The organism is Pantoea sp. JV6, assembly GCF_025910055.1.
GTDB lineage: Bacteria > Pseudomonadota > Gammaproteobacteria > Enterobacterales > Enterobacteriaceae > Pantoea > Pantoea agglomerans.
Genome location: NZ_JAPCIM010000014.1, coordinates 59,726 through 76,377, shown reverse-complemented (window position 1 = coordinate 76,377; position 16,652 = coordinate 59,726). Strand labels below are relative to the sequence as shown.

Below are 16,652 nucleotides of genomic sequence, written 5' to 3'. Positions count from 1 at the left end.
CTTACGTAAGAAAGGGAGGGCCCAATCCCGCGTAAACGAGATTGGGAAGGGAAGAGTAGCCGTAGAATGCGAGACGTTTGCTGTTGTGAATCAATTTTACCGCAAAAAAAGAAGCTTAGCCGTGAAGCCATTCATTAGTTATAAATGGAGCGGAAAAGGGTGCCGCAATTGTCCTGTTAAATGATCTTCATCTCTTCTGGTAAGAACAAATCTCAGCGTTAAGTCTAAAAAGCGCGGTAGCATTGGGGTTTAGCGGTTCTCCGTGCCTGACGGATAATGGTATACGCTGCGACTGATATCTAATAAGCGGCAGCTGCGACGGGTGCCAATGTCAAAGGTGGCCTGCAGGAAATCCACAGCCTGACGTTTTTCATTAGTGGTAAAGAAGTGCTTCAGAACGCTCTGCAGCATCTCTTTGTCCGAGTTGAGCGTCTGCAGTTCACGCGTGATGTTCTGCAGTTTTTCTTCCAGCTCTTTGATTTTTCTGCCTTCTTCCGAAGACAACCCAGAAAACTTCTTCTTCCAGCTGTAGAACGTGGCTTCAGAGATGCCTAACTCTTCACAAATCTCTCTGACTTTCACGCCCGATTCAGAAGCTTTAATGGCATTTGTGATTTGATCTTCGCTGTATCGTGACTTTCTCATAAATGCTCTTACCTTTCTTATCGATTAATGGATGAGAATGACTTTAATAATTTCTGGCACTGTAAGATTCTATTAAGGCAGTATTAAAGTGCGCGAATTGAATTGCGAAGCCTAAATTAAGATATTTAGAATAAATATCATCATGGGATAAATCTTATTTTATTCTTATCCGGTGGGCGTGCCTTCCTGGAGGGGGATTTTTGTTATAAATTCATCGCATCCAAAATACGAAAAAATTCTACGTACATTGGATATTTAGCCTGACCGACTTGATTAATATGGCGGGAAGGGCTCTTAAAGGTTGTTTTATTTTCAGCCTGAAATCGTTTCCATCTGAAGTGATTCGCGCCATTTATAATAAGAATTATCCTGAATTAACACTCCGGATCATGATTTACATCTCAATTTTCGGACCAGCTTGGTCTGAAGTCTTACATTTTCGCCAGGCCCACTGAGCGCTTATTAATTCGTTACAGGGATGTTGTACCGAAGCGGTTGTAGTTGAGTAATACTAAGGAAGAGTCGATGAAATTGAGCGTAATGTCTAATGCCGCCTGGATGATGTCTGAGAAGATCATCTCCGTTTTTGGCGTCATTTTTGTGACGTCTTACGTGGCGAAATCCTTTGGCCCAACGGTGTTTGGCCAGATGGCGTTTTCTACTTCACTATTTGCGATGGTGCAAACCGTTGCAATCTTTGGCACCGAAACCATTCTGTTTAAACGCGTCAGCAAAAATGCGTCAAAAGGCCTGCGCCTGATGACCATCGCCCGCACGATGAGAATGGTGCTGTTGCTGGTCACTTCGGTGCCAGTCTTAATCTGGGTCTGGTACAACATGCAGGAAAATTTCCTGGCGTTTGCACTGGCCTCATTTGTTGCCTCGGTTTTTGTCACCCAGGACACCTTCAGCGTTTATAACAACGCGCGTCTTGCCTCGCGTCTTAACACCATCGCCAACGCCGTGGGCATGCTGCTGAGTTTCGGCATCAGCTTCACCGTCGCCTGGCTGCGTCTTAATCCGCTCTGGCTGACGCTGTCGATTGTCGCAGTGACTCTGGTGCCTTACCTGATTAAGCGTCACAACTTCTATCAGGATCATCAGGATCAGATGCCACCGCGCGAAAAGCGCACGGCCTATCTGCGTTATCTGATGTATGCCGGTCTGCCGCTGGCGATCTCCAGCATCTTTATCTCTGTGCAGGTAAAAGCGGCGCAGATGTTCCTGGCAGGCACGGCACCCGCGCGTGACCTCGGGCTGTTTGCGGCGGCGAATACCATTTCCGCCTCATGGATTTTTATCCCGGTGGCGCTCATCACCTCCTGCTTCACTGAAATCTTCAGGGAGCGCGGCGAGGTCGCCATTAAGCTGGCTGCGCGGCTCAATGGCTATGTTATGGCGGTTTCATTGCTGATGCTGCTGATCATTTCGCTTTATGGCGAGCGGATCATCATTGCGTTGTACGGCCCGGAATTCACACAGTCAGGAAGTCTCATTACGTTGCTGTCGATAGCGACCAGCTTTTCGGCAATGGGGACCGTAGCGTATCGCTACATGGTCAAAGAGGGAGGATTTAACTACTTGCTGAGGAAAATCATCTGCCTGATGGTCATCAGTTTGCCGCTCTCCTGGTGGTTGATCCAGGGTCACGGCATCATGGGGGCCGCGTGGAGCGTTTTCCTTTCAGAACTTTTGTCCCTGACCGTAATGAATTACTTCTTTAAAAACGGCGTCATTCAAAAGATTCAGGTTTCCTCACTCAACTACAAAACATACAAATGAGGTCAGATATGCTCAAGTTGAAAGAAGAACTCAGAAGAAGTGTGCAGTATTTTATTAAGAAGATGCCCTGGGCTTATCAGGACCGCATCTACTACTTCCATAAGTTCAGAAAGCTGCCCAATCTGCGTCAGCCAAAAGTGTTCAACGAGAAGGTGTTGTACCGTAAGTTTATCTTCGGCGATTACCAAAGCTATGGTCGTCTGTCAGATAAGTACTCGGTGCGCGAATTCATTGCTGAAAAAATCGGTAATGAATACCTGATCCCGCTGGTACACGAAACCACTGACCCGACCACGCTGAACAGCTTACCCTGCTGGAAGGGGACGGTGATCAAGCCGAACCACGCCTCCAACATGGTAGAGATTCTGCTGGAGGAGCCGGACGCACTGCGCAAGCAGCAGATCATTCATGACTGCTATCGCTGGCTGAAGACCGACTTCGCCAACGAAGCGCGTGAGATTCACTATCGCTACATCAAGCCACGTATCCTGGTTGAGAAGTACATTGGTGATGGCAAAAGCGCGCCCATTGATTACAAGTTTCATATGTTCAACAAGCGTGATGGCAAGTTCGAATATGTGCTGCAGGTGATCTACAACCGCTGCCAGCCGCTGCTGTCGATGAATTTCTACGTGAATAACCTCAATGAGGCCTATCACAAGATTCGCGATACCGGTCTGGATGTCTCACCGATTATGCCGTCACTGGAACATGCGCTCGAACTGAGCAAGAAGCTGGCCAGTGATTTCGACTACGTGCGTGTGGACTGGTATATCCATGACGAGCGGATCTACTTTGGCGAACTGACCTTCACCCCAGGTGCAGGACTGGTCACCGGATTAGATCGTGGTTTAAATCAGATGATGGGAGATATGTGGATTCAGGACCGCCGCGGAACGCAGAGCCCGGGCGTTACAGTGCAGGATGTTAATATCCCTGCCATGTTGAAGAAAATTTAAGCACACACAGCAATATAAAAAACCCCGCTAAGCGGGGTTTTTTATGCGCAAAAATCAGGGCATCGGCCAGTCAGCAGGCGCCTGGCTCATCACATCGATAAAGGCATGCTTTGAGATTTCCAGAAAGTTATGCACGTTATCCATGCTCAGGGTAATGCCCATCAGACCGGTAACAAACCAGCAGGTCATGCCTAAACCAATCCCGCCACACATAAATGCCATCACGTGACGGCTATCCTGACGAAGTTTGGTTTTCAGGGTGCTGGCAAAAAACATCATGATTGCGCTCAGCAATTCCCAACGCATAACAAGTAAACTGGCGGTTAACGTAGCCATCGGCCGGACCTCAATATCAGTAAGTATTCCTGACAATCTGCGGACATCACCGGCGGCGGAAAAGTGTGTCAGGGGGTGCTTTTTCGCCGTCAACCCAGGTTCAAAGTGTGACTTGGGTCACATTATATCACCCGATTTTAAATTTTGAACAAAATTTGACTCTGGTATGGTAGCGGCGTGAGGGAATAGTGTGCAGTAGCAGAAGAACGGCGGGGAAATCAGTCAGATGCGCCCGGGCGCATCTGAGGGGTCAACGAACCGGACAGCACTCGCCGGTCGTGCGCTGGGTGAAGCTACTGATACCGTCATTGCAGCCAAAACTCAGCAGGCGAGGGCGCTGAATCGCCTGGCGGCGCATGGTATGGCGGTAAGCGGTAGGCGTCTGTGAAAACTGACGACGAAACACGCGGGAGAAGGTCTGCTGCGAGTCATAGCCATACTGCATCGCGATATCAAAAACCGGCCGCTGTGTCTGTGACAGCGCTTCCGCTGCCAGCGTCAGACGGCGCTCGCGAATATAGCCACCCAGTGTCTGTTTCGTTACCGAACGGAACATACGCTGCAGATGCCATTTCGAATAGCCCGATTTTGCGGCAACCTCATCGATCGACAGGCTCTTATCCAGGTTCTGGTCAATCCAGTGCGTCAGGGAATGAATGATCTCTTCTTGCATCATGGTCTCATCCTTCTGGTGCTTAATAAGCGGTAATGGGAGTTTAGTGGTTTTGATGGAGAGCGAGTATAATTCCTCAAGTTAACTTGAGGTAAAGAGCCTGATGAAAAAAGAACGCAACTATCCGAAACCGGTCTTAACACCGGGTGAAGTAGCGCGCCGCAGCGGTGTGGCGGTTTCGGCGCTGCACTTTTATGAGACAAAAGGACTTATTTTCAGCACCCGCAACAGCGGCAATCAGCGGCGATACAGCCGTGACGTGCTGCGACGCGTCGCGATTATCAAGATTGCGCAGCGTATCGGCATTCCGCTGGCAACAGTCAGTGACAGCCTGGATCACATTCCGCCTGACAAGCGCATGTCGACACCGGAGTGGGATGCGCTGACGCAGCACTGGCGCGAAGAGCTGGATAAGCGCATTGAAACCCTGACCCGCCTGCGTAATGACCTGGATGGCTGTATCGGCTGCGGCTGTTTGTCGATGCGCGACTGCCCGCTGCGCAATCCCGGCGACCGGCTGGGTCAGCAGGGTTCAGGTGCGGTGCTGCTTGACCCGGAACAGGATGATAAACATCCGGATGTGGAGTGACGTCTATACTTGGTGAAGGTCAAAACACAGGGAATCATGATGATCACCGTTCACCATCTTGAGAAATCGCGCTCGCATCGGGTGCTGTGGCTGCTGGAAGAGCTGGAAGTGCCGTACCAGATTAAACGCTATCAACGCGAACCGACCATGCTGGCCCCGGAGGCGCTGAAAAAAGTGCATCCACTGGGAAAATCACCGGTGATTACCGACGGGAACCAGGTAGTGGCAGAGTCAGGTGCCATTCTCGAATACCTTGAAGAGAAATATGATCACGAGTTCCGGCTCAAAGTGAGTGATGAGACGTCGCGGCTGCAGTGCCGCTACTGGCTGCACTATGCCGAAGGCTCGCTGATGCCGCTGCTGGTGATGAAGCTGATCTTCGGTCAGATGGGTAAAGCACCGGTGCCGTGGCTGCTGCGCCCGGTCGGGGCGGCATTCGGTAAAGGCGTGCAGAAGGCGTTCCTGGATAAACAGCTTAAGCCACACATGCAGATGATCGAACAGCATCTGGCTGCAAATCCCTGGTTCGCCGGTCAGCGCTTCAGTATCGCTGATATCCAGATGAGCTTTCCGCTGCTGGCGCTTGCGCGACGTGCCGGACTGGAGCAGATGCCCGCCAGCCAGAAATGGCTGCAGACTGTGCAACAGCGTGCCGCCTGGCAGCGCGCGATCGATCAGGGCGGCGAGCTTTCGCTGCCAGGTTAATTCCCCTCTTCCACTGGCGGGTCGTGTCTCACCACGGCTGCGCCAGTGCGCATCCCCCTGAAAATCGCGTTAACTTCAGGGCGTCAGCGTTTGACGTCGGCCTGGGCCACGTGGCTGCTGGCGACTTAAGCCTGATCTTTATGCTGAAGAATCTCCCTCTGACAGTTGAAAATGTGCCGCTAAACGCCGGATAATCGCATGCCTTTTTATCTGGCCGCTTCTGGCGGCCAACTATCTGCGGCAAGGTAAACGTTTGCCTGCCGGGTAAAACCCGACAGTGACGCCGTCTACCCGCTTATTCCAGGGACAGCGATGGTCGCAGAGCGATCCACACAACAAAAATTTTTGAGGCTCAACTATGTCAACTGAATCACGCCCGGCCAGTGGAAAACTGGACGCCTGGTTCTCGATCTCGGCGCGCGGCAGCAGCGTGCGCCAGGAAATTCTGGCCGGACTTACCACCTTCCTGGCGATGGTCTACTCCGTCATCGTGGTGCCGGGGATGCTGGGCAAGGCCGGTTTTCCCCCCACTGCCGTGTTTGTCGCCACCTGCCTGGTTGCCAGCTTTGGTTCCATCATCATGGGACTGTGGGCCAATCTGCCGATGGCGATTGGCTGTGCAATCTCCTTAACCGCCTTTACCGCTTTCAGCCTCGTGCTGGGCCAGCACATCAGCGTGCCGGTAGCGCTGGGCGCGGTGTTCCTGATGGGCCTGCTGTTTACCCTGATCTCAGTGACCGGCATTCGAGCCTGGATCCTGCGTAACCTGCCGATGGGCGTGGCGCACGGCACCGGCGTCGGAATTGGCCTGTTTTTGCTGCTGATTGCGGCTGACGGTGTAGGCCTGGTAGTGAAAAACCCGGCTCCGGGCCTGCCAGTGGCGCTGGGGCACTTCACCACTTTTCCGGTAATGATGACGCTGCTGGGACTGGCAGCAATTATTGGACTGGAGAAGCGCCGGATGCCCGGCGGTATTCTCATGACAATTATCGCCATTTCGCTGCTGGGGCTGATTTTCGATCCGGCGGTGAGCTACAAAGGATTGTTTGCGCTGCCGAGCCTGCGTGATGCCAGCGGTGAGTCGCTGCTGTTCAGCCTCGACATTATGGGTGCGATGCAGCCGGTCGTGCTGCCAAGCGTGCTGGCACTGGTGATGACGGCGGTCTTTGACGCGACCGGCACCATTCGCGCGGTCGCGGGTCAGGCAAATCTGCTGGATAAACAGGGCCAGATTATCAATGGTGGTCGTGCGCTGACTAGCGACTCCGTCAGCAGCCTGTTCGCGGGTCTGGTGGGCGCGTCACCGGCTGCGGTTTATATCGAATCGGCGGCAGGAACGGCGGCGGGGGGTAAAACCGGTCTTACCGCGATTGTGGTCGGCCTGCTGTTCCTTGCCATTCTGTTTATGTCACCGCTGGCGTATCTGGTGCCGGCTTACGCCACCGCGCCTGCATTAATGTATGTGGGTCTGCTGATGCTCAGTAATGTGGCGAAAGTCGACTTCAATGATTTTGTCGATGCGATGTCGGGCCTGTTAACGGCGGTGATTATCGTGCTCACCTGTAACATCGTCACCGGTATTATGATCGGCTTCGCCAGCCTGGTCGTGGGGCGTCTCTTCGCGGGGGAATGGCGTAAGCTCAACGTCGGCACCGTCATTATTGCTATCGCGCTGGTGGCGTTTTACGCCGGTGGCTGGGCGATCTGACTGTACAACCGGGCGTGCGGCTGCACGTCCGGAATTTTTCACTATTTTCCCGCCCGGCGCACGCGTAGCTGACAATCTTCACCGCAGTTTGTTTTACACTTTAGCGCTTAACCAATGATTGAAAGAAACGACGCCTAAGGAAAGCATGGAAATCTTTTTTACAATTCTCATCATGACGCTGGTCGTGTCGCTCTCTGGCGTCGCGGCTCGTATCCTCCCTTTTCAGATCCCGTTGCCGCTGGTTCAGATCGCCGTGGGTGCGATGCTGGCCTGGCCAACTTTTGGTCTGCATGTCGACTTTGATCCGGAGCTGTTTCTGGTGCTCTTCATTCCGCCGCTGCTGTTCGCGGATGGCTGGAAGACGCCGATCAGTGAGTTCCTGCATCATGGTCGCGAGATAATTGGCTTAGCACTGGCGCTGGTCCTGATTACCGTGATCGGCATCGGCTATCTGATCTACTGGCTGGTACCAGGTATCCCGCTGATCCCTGCCTTTGCGCTGGCGGCGGTGCTGTCACCGACCGATGCCGTGGCGCTCTCAGGCATTGTCGGTGAAGGCCGTATTCCCAAGAAGATTATGTCGATCGTGCAGGGCGAAGCCCTGATGAATGACGCTTCGGGCCTGGTATCGCTGAAATTTGCCGTGGCAGTTGCCATGGGCACCATGGTGTTTACCTGGGGCGGTGCCAGCGTTGAGTTCCTGAAAGTGGCGGTGGGTGGTCTGATTGCGGGTGTCGCGATCTGCTGGCTCTACGGTAAGTCACTGCGCCTGCTCAGCCGCTGGAGCGGTGACGATCCGGCTACCCAGACCGTGCTGCTGCTGCTGCTGCCGTTCGCTTCTTACCTGATTGCTGAACATCTGGGTGTCTCAGGCATCCTGGCGGCCGTGGCTGCCGGTATGACCATCACCCGTTCCGGTATTATTCGTCAGGCACCGCTGGCGATGCGCCTGCGTGCCAACAGCGTCTGGCAGATGCTGGAGTTCGTCTTTAACGGCATGGTCTTCCTGATGCTGGGCCTGCAGTTGCCGGATATTCTGCAGACCTCTGTCGATCAGGCGCAGGCCGATCCAAACGTCGAACTCTGGATGCTGTTTGCCGATATCGGGCTGGTCTATGCCGCGCTGATGATCGTGCGTTTTGGCTGGCTATGGATTATGCAGCGCTTCAGCAAACGCCTGCTGAAGAAGAAGCCGCTGGAGTTCTCCAACTACTCGTTGCGTGAACTGCTGATCGCCTCCTTTGCGGGTGTGCGCGGCGCGATTACCCTGGCCGGTGTCCTGTCGATTCCGCTGTTCCTGACCAACGGCGAGCCTTTCCCGGCGCGTTATGAACTGGTCTTTATCGCCACCGGCGTGATTCTCTTCTCGCTGTTGGTAGGGGTAGTGATTCTGCCGATTCTGCTGCGCGGCATTGATACCATTGATAAAGGCGCACACCGTCGCGAGTTGCAGAATGCGCGAGCGGTAATGGCAGGCGCAGCCATTGAGAGCCTGCACAAGATGGAAGAGCGGCTGGAGAATGAGTCGGAAGAGAACATCGACCCGGAGCTGCTTAAAGAGGTGAGTCTGCGGGTGATTGGCAACTTACGTCGTCGCGCTGAAGGGAAGAATGACCTTGAACACGCGCTGTTCGCCGAGAACCTGGAGCGTCGCTTCCGCCTGACCGGACTGCGTGCCGAACGTGCTGAGGTCTATCATCTGCGCGCCACCCAGCAAATCTCCAATGAGACGATGCAGAAGTTACTGCACGACCTGGATCTGCTGGAAGCGCTGCTGATCGAAAAAGAGGAGTAAGTCCTGACTGGCACGCCTGCGCGTTAATGCGGCGTGCCAGCCTTTCACACCGACAGGCGCGGCGGCTCATCCGGCCAATGCTCGCGACAACAGGCTATCCACGCCTGCGCACTGCGCGACAGATAACTCCCTTCCCGCCAGATCAATCCCAGACTCCACTTCAGCTCCGATTCCAGCGGCAGCCACAGCAGCGACTGCTTATCCAGCCGCTGACAGATCGGCTCCGGCAGAATCGCCAGCCCCATCTCCGCCTGCACCATCGCCGCCAGAAAATCCCACTGTCCGCTGCGAACCGCCACCGTTGGCGTCAGGTTGAGCCGCTGAAACGCCTGCATCAGCTGACGATTCAGCGAGAACTCCTCATTAAAAATCAGCAGTGGATGCTCTGCCAGTTCTGCCAGTCCAATCTGCTGGCGGCTGAGCCACTCCGGGCGACGCGGCAGCAGTACGCAGAGCGGATGATGCATCAGGGGCAGGGTGTTCAGCGGCAGCTCGGCATCGACCGGTAGCGCGGTCAGGGCGATATCCAGACTGCCCGCCAGCACCGCCTGCTGGACGGTCAGACCGCCGAACTCAGAGATTTTCAGCTTCACACCGGGATAGCGGCGGCGAAACGCGGAAATCGAACCGGCAATCTGCATACCGACCATCGGCGGAATACCCAGTCGCAGCTCACCGGTTTTGAGCTGGTTAATGTCACCAATCTCCGCTTCCAGCTGATGAAACTCCTGCAGGATCGCCAGGCCGCGCTGATAGACCGCCTGGCCGCTGTCGGTGAGGTGCAGACGACGACCATCGCGCAGGATCAGCGTGCAGCCCAGCTCCTCCTCCAGCTGGCGCAGCATTTTGCTGATGGTCGGTTGTGTCACAAACAGCTTCTGCGCCGCACGGGTAAAGCTTTGCTGGCGTACGACTTCAGTAAAGTAACGCAGGGCGCGGACATCCATAACTATTCCTTTCAGGCATGATTTCGATAATTTTAATTCATTTTTTTCACCTTCTGTTGACGATTTATACTGGTGACATCAATTTAATCGGGGAGACAAGGTGATGGCGTTAGCGCTCACTTTACGCAGCAACCGCGCAGTGCAATGGCTCAGCCTGCCGCTCCAGCTGGGTTTCTATATCGGCCTGTTTATCGCCTGCGACCGGCTGGTAAGCTGGCTGCATCTGCCGCTGCCCGCCAATATCGTCGGGATGCTGCTGCTGCTGGCGTTAATCGTGACGCGGATTGTGCCGCTGAACTGGGTGAAAGCCGGATCACGCTGGCTGCTGGCCGAGATGCTGCTGTTCTTTATTCCGGCGGTGGTGGCGGTGGTGAACTATGGCGATCTGCTGCGGGTTGATGGCTGGCGCATCTGTGTGGTGATCGGCGTCAGTACGCTGCTGGTGCTGGCCTCGACTGCCTGGGTGGTGGACCGGCTTTATCAGTATGAAGTCGCGCGCGCCGCGCGTAAGCAGGATCCGCATGCGTGATTTTCTGCTCAGCCTGCTGTGTGTAGCCGTTACGCTGCTGGTTTATGCGCTGAATAAACGGCTTTACCGCCGCTGGCGGACGCTGCTGCTGATGCCACTGGTGATGACGCCGCTGGTGCTGGTGGCATTGCTGCTGCTGACGCATATCAGCTGGCAGGATTACATCGCCGAAAACCACTGGCTGCTCTGGCTGCTGGGGCCAGCGACGCTGGCGTTTGCCGTGCCGGTCTATGAGAACGTGGAGATTATTAAGCGCCACTGGCTGTCGCTGAGCGCGGGCGTAGTGACCGCGACGCTGGTCGCCGTCTGCAGTTCCGTCTGGCTGGCGCGGCTGTTAACCCTGCCGGAGTCGATTCAGCGCAGCCTGGCCGTGCGCTCTATCACCACGCCGTTTGCGCTGGCTGCGGCGGGTCCGATTGGCGGGCAGCCCGATCTGGTGGCGCTGTTCGTGGTAATTACAGGCGTGTTTGGCATGGCAATCGGCGACGTGCTGTTTCTGCGGCTCGCCATTAAGCAGGGCGTGGCGAAAGGCGCGGGATTCGGTGCGGCGTCACACGGTGCCGGCACGGCACGCGCCTATCAGATTGGCGAGCAGGAGGGCGTGGTCGCCAGCCTGGTGATGATGCTCTCTGGCGTGGTGACCGTGGTGCTGGCCCCGCTGATTGGGCACCTGATGTGGACAATATAGGCTACACTCCGTCGCACAGACGCTGGTCTGCGCTGAGACACGTATTTTTACGTAAAGTTTTCCAGATTTTGTTGTCTCCCCATTTCAGGCTGTTAACCTTGCGGCCGAATTAATTGTCCTTTCACGGAGTGGAATCATGTTTAAGCAACTTGTTGCCGGGAGCGCCCTCGGGCTGGTTTTAATGAGCGGTGCCGCTCAGGCGATTGAAGGCAGTGTTGATGTCAGCGAACACAACACCAACCTGAATGTGGGTCTGGGCACCACAACACCCGGTCTGTTTCTGAAAGGTAACTGGCTGCGTAGCGACCATGACGGCAGCACCTACGGTGCCGGTCTGGGTTACAACGTTGATTTCGGGCCGCTGCGTCTGGCGCCGACCGCAAAAGCGATCTTCACCCATCCTGAAGATGGAAAAGATGGATTTGCGGTGGCGCTGGGTGGTGCAGCACACTACAGCTTCAACAGCATGTGGGGCCTGTATGGCGAATATTATTACGCGCCAGAGTCTTTCACCGATCAGCTCGACAGCTATCAGGAAGCCGGTGGCGGCCTGAGCTTCACGCCGGTTTCACTGCTTAACCTGCGTGTGGGTTATCAGTACATCGAACTGAACAACAAAGATGGACGCAAAGATAACGTGCTGGTCGATGGCCCGTACGTGGGTGCATCGCTGCGCTTCTGATTCTGCTGCGCAAAAGAAGAGGGCGACTACTTCGGTAGCCGCCCTTTTTTATTGCCTGCTCGTTATGAACGAAAAGCCACGATCAGTGCGCTTTGCCCTGTTCGATGCCGGTGCCGGTCTGCGAGCGGATAAACTGTGCACGGAAGCGTGAACGTTCTTCTGCGCCCTGTTGCGAATGGTCGGTAATCGAGAAGAGCCAGATGCCCACAAAAGCCACCGCCATGGAGAACAGCGCCGGATACTCATAGGGGAAAATCGCCTTCGCGTTGCCCAGCACCTGTACCCACACCGTCGGGCCGAGGATCATCAGGATAACGGCGGTCAGCAGACCGAGCCAGCCGCCCACCATCGCGCCGCGCGTCGTGAGTTTTGACCAGTACATCGACAGCAGGATGATCGGGAAGTTACAGCTGGCCGCAATCGAGAAGGCCAGCCCGACCATAAAGGCGATGTTCTGTTTCTCAAACAGAATACCCAGCGCAATCGCCACCACGCCCAGCGCCAGCACGGTAATTTTTGAAACCCGCAGCTCATCTCTCTCGCTCGCCTGACCTTTACGATACACGCTGGCGTAGAGGTCGTGAGACACCGCCGACGCACCTGCCAGGGTTAAGCCTGCGACAACGGCCAGAATCGTGGCGAAGGCAACCGCAGAGATAAAGCCCAGGAAGGTGCTGCCGCCCACGGCGTTCGCCAGATGCACTGCCGCCATATTGGTGCCGCCAATCAGCGCGCCGCTGGCATCTTTAAAGGCCGGATTAGCGCCCACCAGCAGGATGGCACCGAAGCCGATAATAAAGGTCAGGAAGTAGAAGTAACCCATAAAGCCGGTGGCCCAGAAGACGCTTTTACGTGCCTCTTTAGCATCCGCTACGGTAAAGAAGCGCATCAGGATATGCGGCAATCCGGCCGTACCAAACATCAGCCCCAGCCCCAGCGACAGCGCGGAGATAGGATCTTTGACCAGTCCGCCAGGCTGCATAATCGCGATGCCTTTTGGATGGACCGCCATCGCTTCGGTGAACAGCGTATTAAAACTGAAACCGGTCGCCTTCATTACCATGACCGCCATGAAGGTGGCGCCAAACAGCAGCAGCACGGCTTTGATGATCTGCACCCAGGTGGTGGCCAGCATGCCGCCAAACAGCACATACATCACCATCAGAATGCCGACCAGGACTACCGCAACATGGTAGTTAAGGCCAAACAGCAGCTGGATCAGTTTACCGGCCCCGACCATCTGCGCGATCAGGTAGAGCGCCACGACCACCAGCGAGCCGCAGGCTGACAGGGTGCGGATCGGCATCTGCTTCAGACGATATGAGGCGACATCGGCAAACGTGTAGCGACCCAGGTTACGCAGTCGCTCAGCGATTAAAAACAGAATCATCGGCCAGCCGACCAGGAAGCCGAGCGAGTAGATCAGCCCGTCATAACCAGAGGTGTAAACCAGCGCCGAAATGCCCAGGAACGAGGCGGCCGACATGAAGTCACCCGCCATCGCCAGGCCATTCTGGAAGCCAGTGATATTGCCGCCCGCGGTGTAGTAGTCATTACGTGATCGGGTGCGCTTTGAGGCCCAGTAAGTAATTCCCAGCGTGGCCCCGACGAAAATCGTAAACATGATAATCGCCTGGTAGTTGGTCGCCTGGCGCTGCACGGCACCGGTTATCGCATCGGCAGCCAGTGCTGAAAACGGCAGCATTAAGGCCAGCAGCCATAAGGTGAGACGAGTCATGATTTCACCTCGCTGAGGATCGCTTTCGTTAAACGGTCAAACTCACCGTTGGCACGCCAGACATAGACGCCGGTCAGCACAAACGACATCACAATCAGCCCGACCCCAATCGGGATACCGCGCGTGACGTTGGTGCCAGCATGCAGCGGCGTACCGAGCCAGCCGGGGGCAAATGCGATCAGCAGGATAAAGCCGACATAGAGCACCAGCATGATCAGCGACAGCAGCGTCGCGAACGCCTGGCGCTTACGGACTAATTCATGAAAAAGGGGATTACGCTCAATCTGTTGATTGATGGCATCCTGATTCGAAAGGGCGTCATTCATCACATTTTCTCCAGAGGGCTTGCAGGCGAGAACCTCGCGACAGGGCGCGGATTCAGCTGGTTATAATATTTGTGACTACCGAAACAGACTGCGTAGGGCGGGTGTGGCGGGAAGCGATCTTCCCGCCGGACAGCGTGCGCTTAAGGCATTTTGATCGACTGTTTCTCCTCAAGCAGTTTTTCTACTACGCCAGGATCGGCGAGCGTAGAAGTATCACCAAGATTACTGGTATCCCCGGTGGCAATTTTGCGCAGAATACGCCGCATGATTTTGCCGGAGCGGGTTTTCGGCAGTGAGTCGGTCCAGTGCAGCACATCCGGTGTGGCTATCGGGCCAATCTCTTTACGGACCCACTGGCGCACTTCGGTGTACAACTCCGGCGACGGCTCTTCGCCATGATTCAGCGTGATATAGGCATAGATCGCCTGGCCTTTGATGCTGTGCGGAATCCCCACTACCGCCGCTTCGGCAATTTTAGGGTGCGAGACCAGCGCCGATTCAATTTCGGCGGTGCCGAGTCGGTGACCTGAAACATTGAGCACGTCATCGACGCGTCCGGTGATCCAGTAGTAGCCATCCTCATCACGACGGGCACCATCACCACTGAAGTAGACATTTTTAAAGGTAGAGAAGTAGGTCTGCTCGAAACGGTCGTGATCGCCATAGAGGGTACGCGCCTGACCCGGCCACGACTCGGTGATCACCAGATTGCCTTCACAGGCGCCTTCCTGGGGCTGACCTTCGTTATCCACCAGCGCGGGCTGCACGCCAAAGAACGGTCGGGTGGCGGAACCCGCTTTCAGCTCGGTCGCACCCGGCAGCGGCGTGATCATGAAGCCGCCGGTTTCGGTCTGCCACCAGGTATCAACAATCGGGCAGCGGCTGTTGCCGATTTTCTTGTAGTACCACTCCCAGGCTTCCGGGTTAATTGGCTCACCGACCGATCCCATAATGCGCAGGCTGCTGCGGTCGGTGCCGGCAATCGCCTTATCACCTTCCGCCATCAGCGCACGGATGGCAGTGGGCGCGGTGTAGAGCAGCGTGACTTTATGTTTATCGACCACTTCTGCCATACGGCTCGGCGTTGGCCAGTTCGGCACCCCTTCAAACATCAGTGTGGTGGCGCCACAGGCCAGCGGGCCATAAACCAGATAGCTGTGGCCCGTCACCCAGCCAACATCAGCGGTGCACCAGTAGATATCATCCTGATGGTAATCAAAGACGAACTTAAAGGTGGTCGCGGCATAGACCAGATACCCGCCGGTGGAGTGCAACACGCCTTTGGGTTTGCCGGTTGAACCGGAGGTATAAAGGATAAACAGCGGATCTTCCGCGCCGACTTCTGCGGCAGCGTGATTGGTGCTCGCGTTCAGCATCAGGTCGTGCCACCACTGATCGCGGCCTTCAACCCAGCCCACATCTTTACCAGTGCGCTGGAACACCACCACGTTTTTCACGCTGGTGACATTAGGATTTTTTAACGCGTCATCGACATTTTTCTTCAGCGGAATGCTGCGACCGGCGCGGATCCCTTCATCGGCTGTGATTACCAGCGAGGCGCTGGAATCGACGATGCGGCCCGCGACCGCCTCTGGTGAGAAACCGCCAAAGATCACCGAGTGAACGGCACCGATACGCGCACAGGCCAGCATCGCTACTGCGGCTTCCGGCACCATCGGCATATAGATTGCCACCACGTCGCCTTTTTTCACTTCCAGCAGTTCCAGCACGTTGGCGAAGCGACAGACTTCGGCATGCAGCTGGCGGAAAGTCAGGGTTTTGCTTTCGCTGGCGTCGTCGCCTTCCCAGATAATCGCCGGGTGATCGCCGCGCGTGGCTAAATGACGGTCAAGGCAGTTTGCCGCCAGGTTGAGCGTGCCATCTTCGTACCAGCGAATGTTAATGTTACCTGGAGCAAACGAGCAGTTTTTCACTTTGCTGTAAGGCTTGATCCAGTCAAGGATTTTGCCCTGTTCGCCCCAGAAACTGTCTGGATCGTCGACAGATTGCTGATACATCGCCTGATACTGTTCTGCAGTAATCAGGGTGTTTGCTGCAATATTCTCTGGAACGGGATGTTTGTGTATTTGGCTCATGGCGGATCTCCTTGAAGATGTTAATGATATGTCAATCAATGGTTAATTAAAGCCCGCACCAAAGCTTTGTTTCTTTTTTGCGCCACAGATCACGTGATACACATCCCCCCGAGAAGCGTTAAGCCTTTCTGATCTATCAGGTTAACGCTCTGGCGGCGCTGGAGAAGTCAGGCATCGCTTTTACGCTTTTATCCTGAATAAAAAGCGAGCAAACGCGCCGGATCAGTTTTTAATCGTTTCTGCATAGCTATGCGTAAATTCATCGAAGTAATACTTTTCATAACAGCAGGTTAGGGTTTTTCAGCTCCAGCAGCACTTTATGCTGCTTAGATGGTGAACTTTTAATCGGATCCGCCAGGGGTTGCATTTACCACAGTGAAAATGGTACTTATCTCGCCCCTGTTCTGCAGGTATCAACTCAGACCGCGTCTGAAAATGGGTATGGGAATCATCA

Annotated in this window: 16 protein-coding genes; 9 read left to right on the top strand and 7 right to left on the bottom strand. The window is 55.1% G+C overall.

Annotated features, from left to right (window positions below; all coding sequences use genetic code 11):
• Positions 1-249 precede the first annotated feature (249 nt).
• Positions 250-645 (bottom strand): transposase, encoded by a 396-nt coding sequence (locus OK412_RS16495; protein ID WP_003855733.1) that lies wholly within the window; start codon positions 643-645, stop codon positions 250-252.
• 525 nt (positions 646-1,170) lie between these two features.
• Here OK412_RS16495 and OK412_RS16490 point away from each other — a divergent pair.
• The gene (locus OK412_RS16490; protein ID WP_010252170.1) at positions 1,171-2,427 is read left to right on the top strand and encodes an oligosaccharide flippase family protein; all 1,257 of its coding nucleotides are present in this window, start codon (positions 1,171-1,173) and stop codon (positions 2,425-2,427) included.
• A gap of 8 nt (positions 2,428-2,435) precedes the next feature.
• Positions 2,436-3,386, top strand: coding sequence for an ATP-grasp fold amidoligase family protein (locus OK412_RS16485; protein WP_010252168.1), 951 nt, complete (start codon positions 2,436-2,438; stop codon positions 3,384-3,386).
• 54 nt (positions 3,387-3,440) lie between these two features.
• Here the strand turns inward: OK412_RS16485 and OK412_RS16480 are convergent, their stop codons facing one another.
• Complete coding sequence (locus tag OK412_RS16480) at positions 3,441-3,722, bottom strand: YjcB family protein (RefSeq protein WP_010252166.1); 282 nt, start codon at positions 3,720-3,722, stop codon at positions 3,441-3,443.
• A gap of 250 nt (positions 3,723-3,972) precedes the next feature.
• Complete coding sequence (gene soxS, locus OK412_RS16475; RefSeq protein WP_010252163.1) at positions 3,973-4,398, bottom strand: superoxide response transcriptional regulator SoxS; 426 nt, start codon at positions 4,396-4,398, stop codon at positions 3,973-3,975.
• Positions 4,399-4,498: 100 nt separating this feature from the next.
• On the opposite strand from soxS, the gene soxR reads away from it, so the two are divergent.
• The 4 genes from soxR (at position 4,499) to OK412_RS16455 (ending at position 9,192) form a co-directional block, all read left to right on the top strand.
• Positions 4,499-4,984 carry a redox-sensitive transcriptional activator SoxR gene (gene soxR, locus OK412_RS16470; protein ID WP_010252161.1) on the top strand — a complete coding sequence of 162 codons (486 nt, stop codon included), beginning with the start codon at positions 4,499-4,501 and terminating at the stop codon, positions 4,982-4,984.
• A gap of 39 nt (positions 4,985-5,023) precedes the next feature.
• Positions 5,024-5,689 carry a glutathione S-transferase family protein gene (locus OK412_RS16465; protein ID WP_264353373.1) on the top strand — a complete coding sequence of 222 codons (666 nt, stop codon included), beginning with the start codon at positions 5,024-5,026 and terminating at the stop codon, positions 5,687-5,689.
• Positions 5,690-6,047: 358 nt separating this feature from the next.
• Entirely contained in the window at positions 6,048-7,397 is a 1,350-nt protein-coding gene (locus OK412_RS16460; RefSeq protein WP_022625223.1) for an NCS2 family permease, read from the top strand.
• Between the two features lie 145 nt (positions 7,398-7,542).
• On the top strand, positions 7,543-9,192 hold the full coding sequence (locus OK412_RS16455) for a Na+/H+ antiporter (RefSeq protein WP_010252155.1): 1,650 nt from the start codon (positions 7,543-7,545) through the stop codon (positions 9,190-9,192).
• Between the two features lie 44 nt (positions 9,193-9,236).
• On the opposite strand, the gene OK412_RS16450 is transcribed toward OK412_RS16455, so the two are convergent.
• Positions 9,237-10,139: a LysR family transcriptional regulator gene (locus tag OK412_RS16450; protein ID WP_010252153.1), complete on the bottom strand. Its 903-nt coding sequence runs from the start codon at positions 10,137-10,139 to the stop codon at positions 9,237-9,239.
• Positions 10,140-10,242: 103 nt separating this feature from the next.
• On the opposite strand from OK412_RS16450, the gene OK412_RS16445 reads away from it, so the two are divergent.
• The 3 genes from OK412_RS16445 to OK412_RS16435 all read left to right on the top strand — a co-directional run bounded on the left by OK412_RS16445 (position 10,243) and on the right by OK412_RS16435 (position 12,038).
• On the top strand, positions 10,243-10,668 hold the full coding sequence (locus OK412_RS16445; RefSeq protein ID WP_010672051.1) for a CidA/LrgA family protein: 426 nt from the start codon (positions 10,243-10,245) through the stop codon (positions 10,666-10,668).
• The gene (locus OK412_RS16440) at positions 10,661-11,356 is read left to right on the top strand and encodes an LrgB family protein (RefSeq protein WP_010252149.1); all 696 of its coding nucleotides are present in this window, start codon (positions 10,661-10,663) and stop codon (positions 11,354-11,356) included. Before OK412_RS16445 ends, OK412_RS16440 begins: the two co-directional genes overlap by 8 nt.
• A gap of 136 nt (positions 11,357-11,492) precedes the next feature.
• Positions 11,493-12,038, top strand: a complete 546-nt coding sequence (locus tag OK412_RS16435) for a YfaZ family outer membrane protein (RefSeq protein WP_010252147.1) — start codon at positions 11,493-11,495, stop codon at positions 12,036-12,038.
• Between the two features lie 82 nt (positions 12,039-12,120).
• Here OK412_RS16435 and OK412_RS16430 read toward each other — a convergent pair whose 3' ends face one another.
• From OK412_RS16430 to acs, 3 genes are all read right to left on the bottom strand, one after another.
• Positions 12,121-13,776: a cation acetate symporter gene (locus OK412_RS16430; protein ID WP_033769450.1), complete on the bottom strand. Its 1,656-nt coding sequence runs from the start codon at positions 13,774-13,776 to the stop codon at positions 12,121-12,123.
• The gene (locus OK412_RS16425; RefSeq protein WP_010252143.1) at positions 13,773-14,102 is read right to left on the bottom strand and encodes a DUF485 domain-containing protein; all 330 of its coding nucleotides are present in this window, start codon (positions 14,100-14,102) and stop codon (positions 13,773-13,775) included. Before OK412_RS16425 ends, OK412_RS16430 begins: the two co-directional genes overlap by 4 nt.
• 140 nt (positions 14,103-14,242) lie before the next feature.
• Positions 14,243-16,198, bottom strand: coding sequence for an acetate--CoA ligase (gene acs, locus OK412_RS16420; RefSeq protein ID WP_010252142.1), 1,956 nt, complete (start codon positions 16,196-16,198; stop codon positions 14,243-14,245).
• Positions 16,199-16,652: the final 454 nt, after the last annotated feature.

What these genes read in the sequence shown, in the direction of transcription:
- OK412_RS16450 (WP_010252153.1), bottom strand. Translation starts at nt 10,139, where the DNA reads ATGGATGTCCGCGCCCTGCGTTACTTTACTGAAGTCGTACGCCAGCAA.
- soxS (WP_010252163.1), bottom strand. Translation starts at nt 4,398, where the DNA reads ATGATGCAAGAAGAGATCATTCATTCCCTGACGCACTGGATTGACCAG.
- OK412_RS16485 (WP_010252168.1), top strand. Translation starts at nt 2,436, where the DNA reads ATGCTCAAGTTGAAAGAAGAACTCAGAAGAAGTGTGCAGTATTTTATT.
- OK412_RS16445 (WP_010672051.1), top strand. Translation starts at nt 10,243, where the DNA reads ATGGCGTTAGCGCTCACTTTACGCAGCAACCGCGCAGTGCAATGGCTC.
- OK412_RS16465 (WP_264353373.1), top strand. Translation starts at nt 5,024, where the DNA reads ATGATCACCGTTCACCATCTTGAGAAATCGCGCTCGCATCGGGTGCTG.
- OK412_RS16440 (WP_010252149.1), top strand. Translation starts at nt 10,661, where the DNA reads ATGCGTGATTTTCTGCTCAGCCTGCTGTGTGTAGCCGTTACGCTGCTG.
- OK412_RS16425 (WP_010252143.1), bottom strand. Translation starts at nt 14,102, where the DNA reads ATGAATGACGCCCTTTCGAATCAGGATGCCATCAATCAACAGATTGAG.
- soxR (WP_010252161.1), top strand. Translation starts at nt 4,499, where the DNA reads ATGAAAAAAGAACGCAACTATCCGAAACCGGTCTTAACACCGGGTGAA.
- OK412_RS16455 (WP_010252155.1), top strand. Translation starts at nt 7,543, where the DNA reads ATGGAAATCTTTTTTACAATTCTCATCATGACGCTGGTCGTGTCGCTC.
- OK412_RS16490 (WP_010252170.1), top strand. Translation starts at nt 1,171, where the DNA reads ATGAAATTGAGCGTAATGTCTAATGCCGCCTGGATGATGTCTGAGAAG.
- OK412_RS16460 (WP_022625223.1), top strand. Translation starts at nt 6,048, where the DNA reads ATGTCAACTGAATCACGCCCGGCCAGTGGAAAACTGGACGCCTGGTTC.
- OK412_RS16430 (WP_033769450.1), bottom strand. Translation starts at nt 13,776, where the DNA reads ATGACTCGTCTCACCTTATGGCTGCTGGCCTTAATGCTGCCGTTTTCA.
- OK412_RS16435 (WP_010252147.1), top strand. Translation starts at nt 11,493, where the DNA reads ATGTTTAAGCAACTTGTTGCCGGGAGCGCCCTCGGGCTGGTTTTAATG.
- OK412_RS16495 (WP_003855733.1), bottom strand. Translation starts at nt 645, where the DNA reads ATGAGAAAGTCACGATACAGCGAAGATCAAATCACAAATGCCATTAAA.
- acs (WP_010252142.1), bottom strand. Translation starts at nt 16,198, where the DNA reads ATGAGCCAAATACACAAACATCCCGTTCCAGAGAATATTGCAGCAAAC.
- OK412_RS16480 (WP_010252166.1), bottom strand. Translation starts at nt 3,722, where the DNA reads ATGGCTACGTTAACCGCCAGTTTACTTGTTATGCGTTGGGAATTGCTG.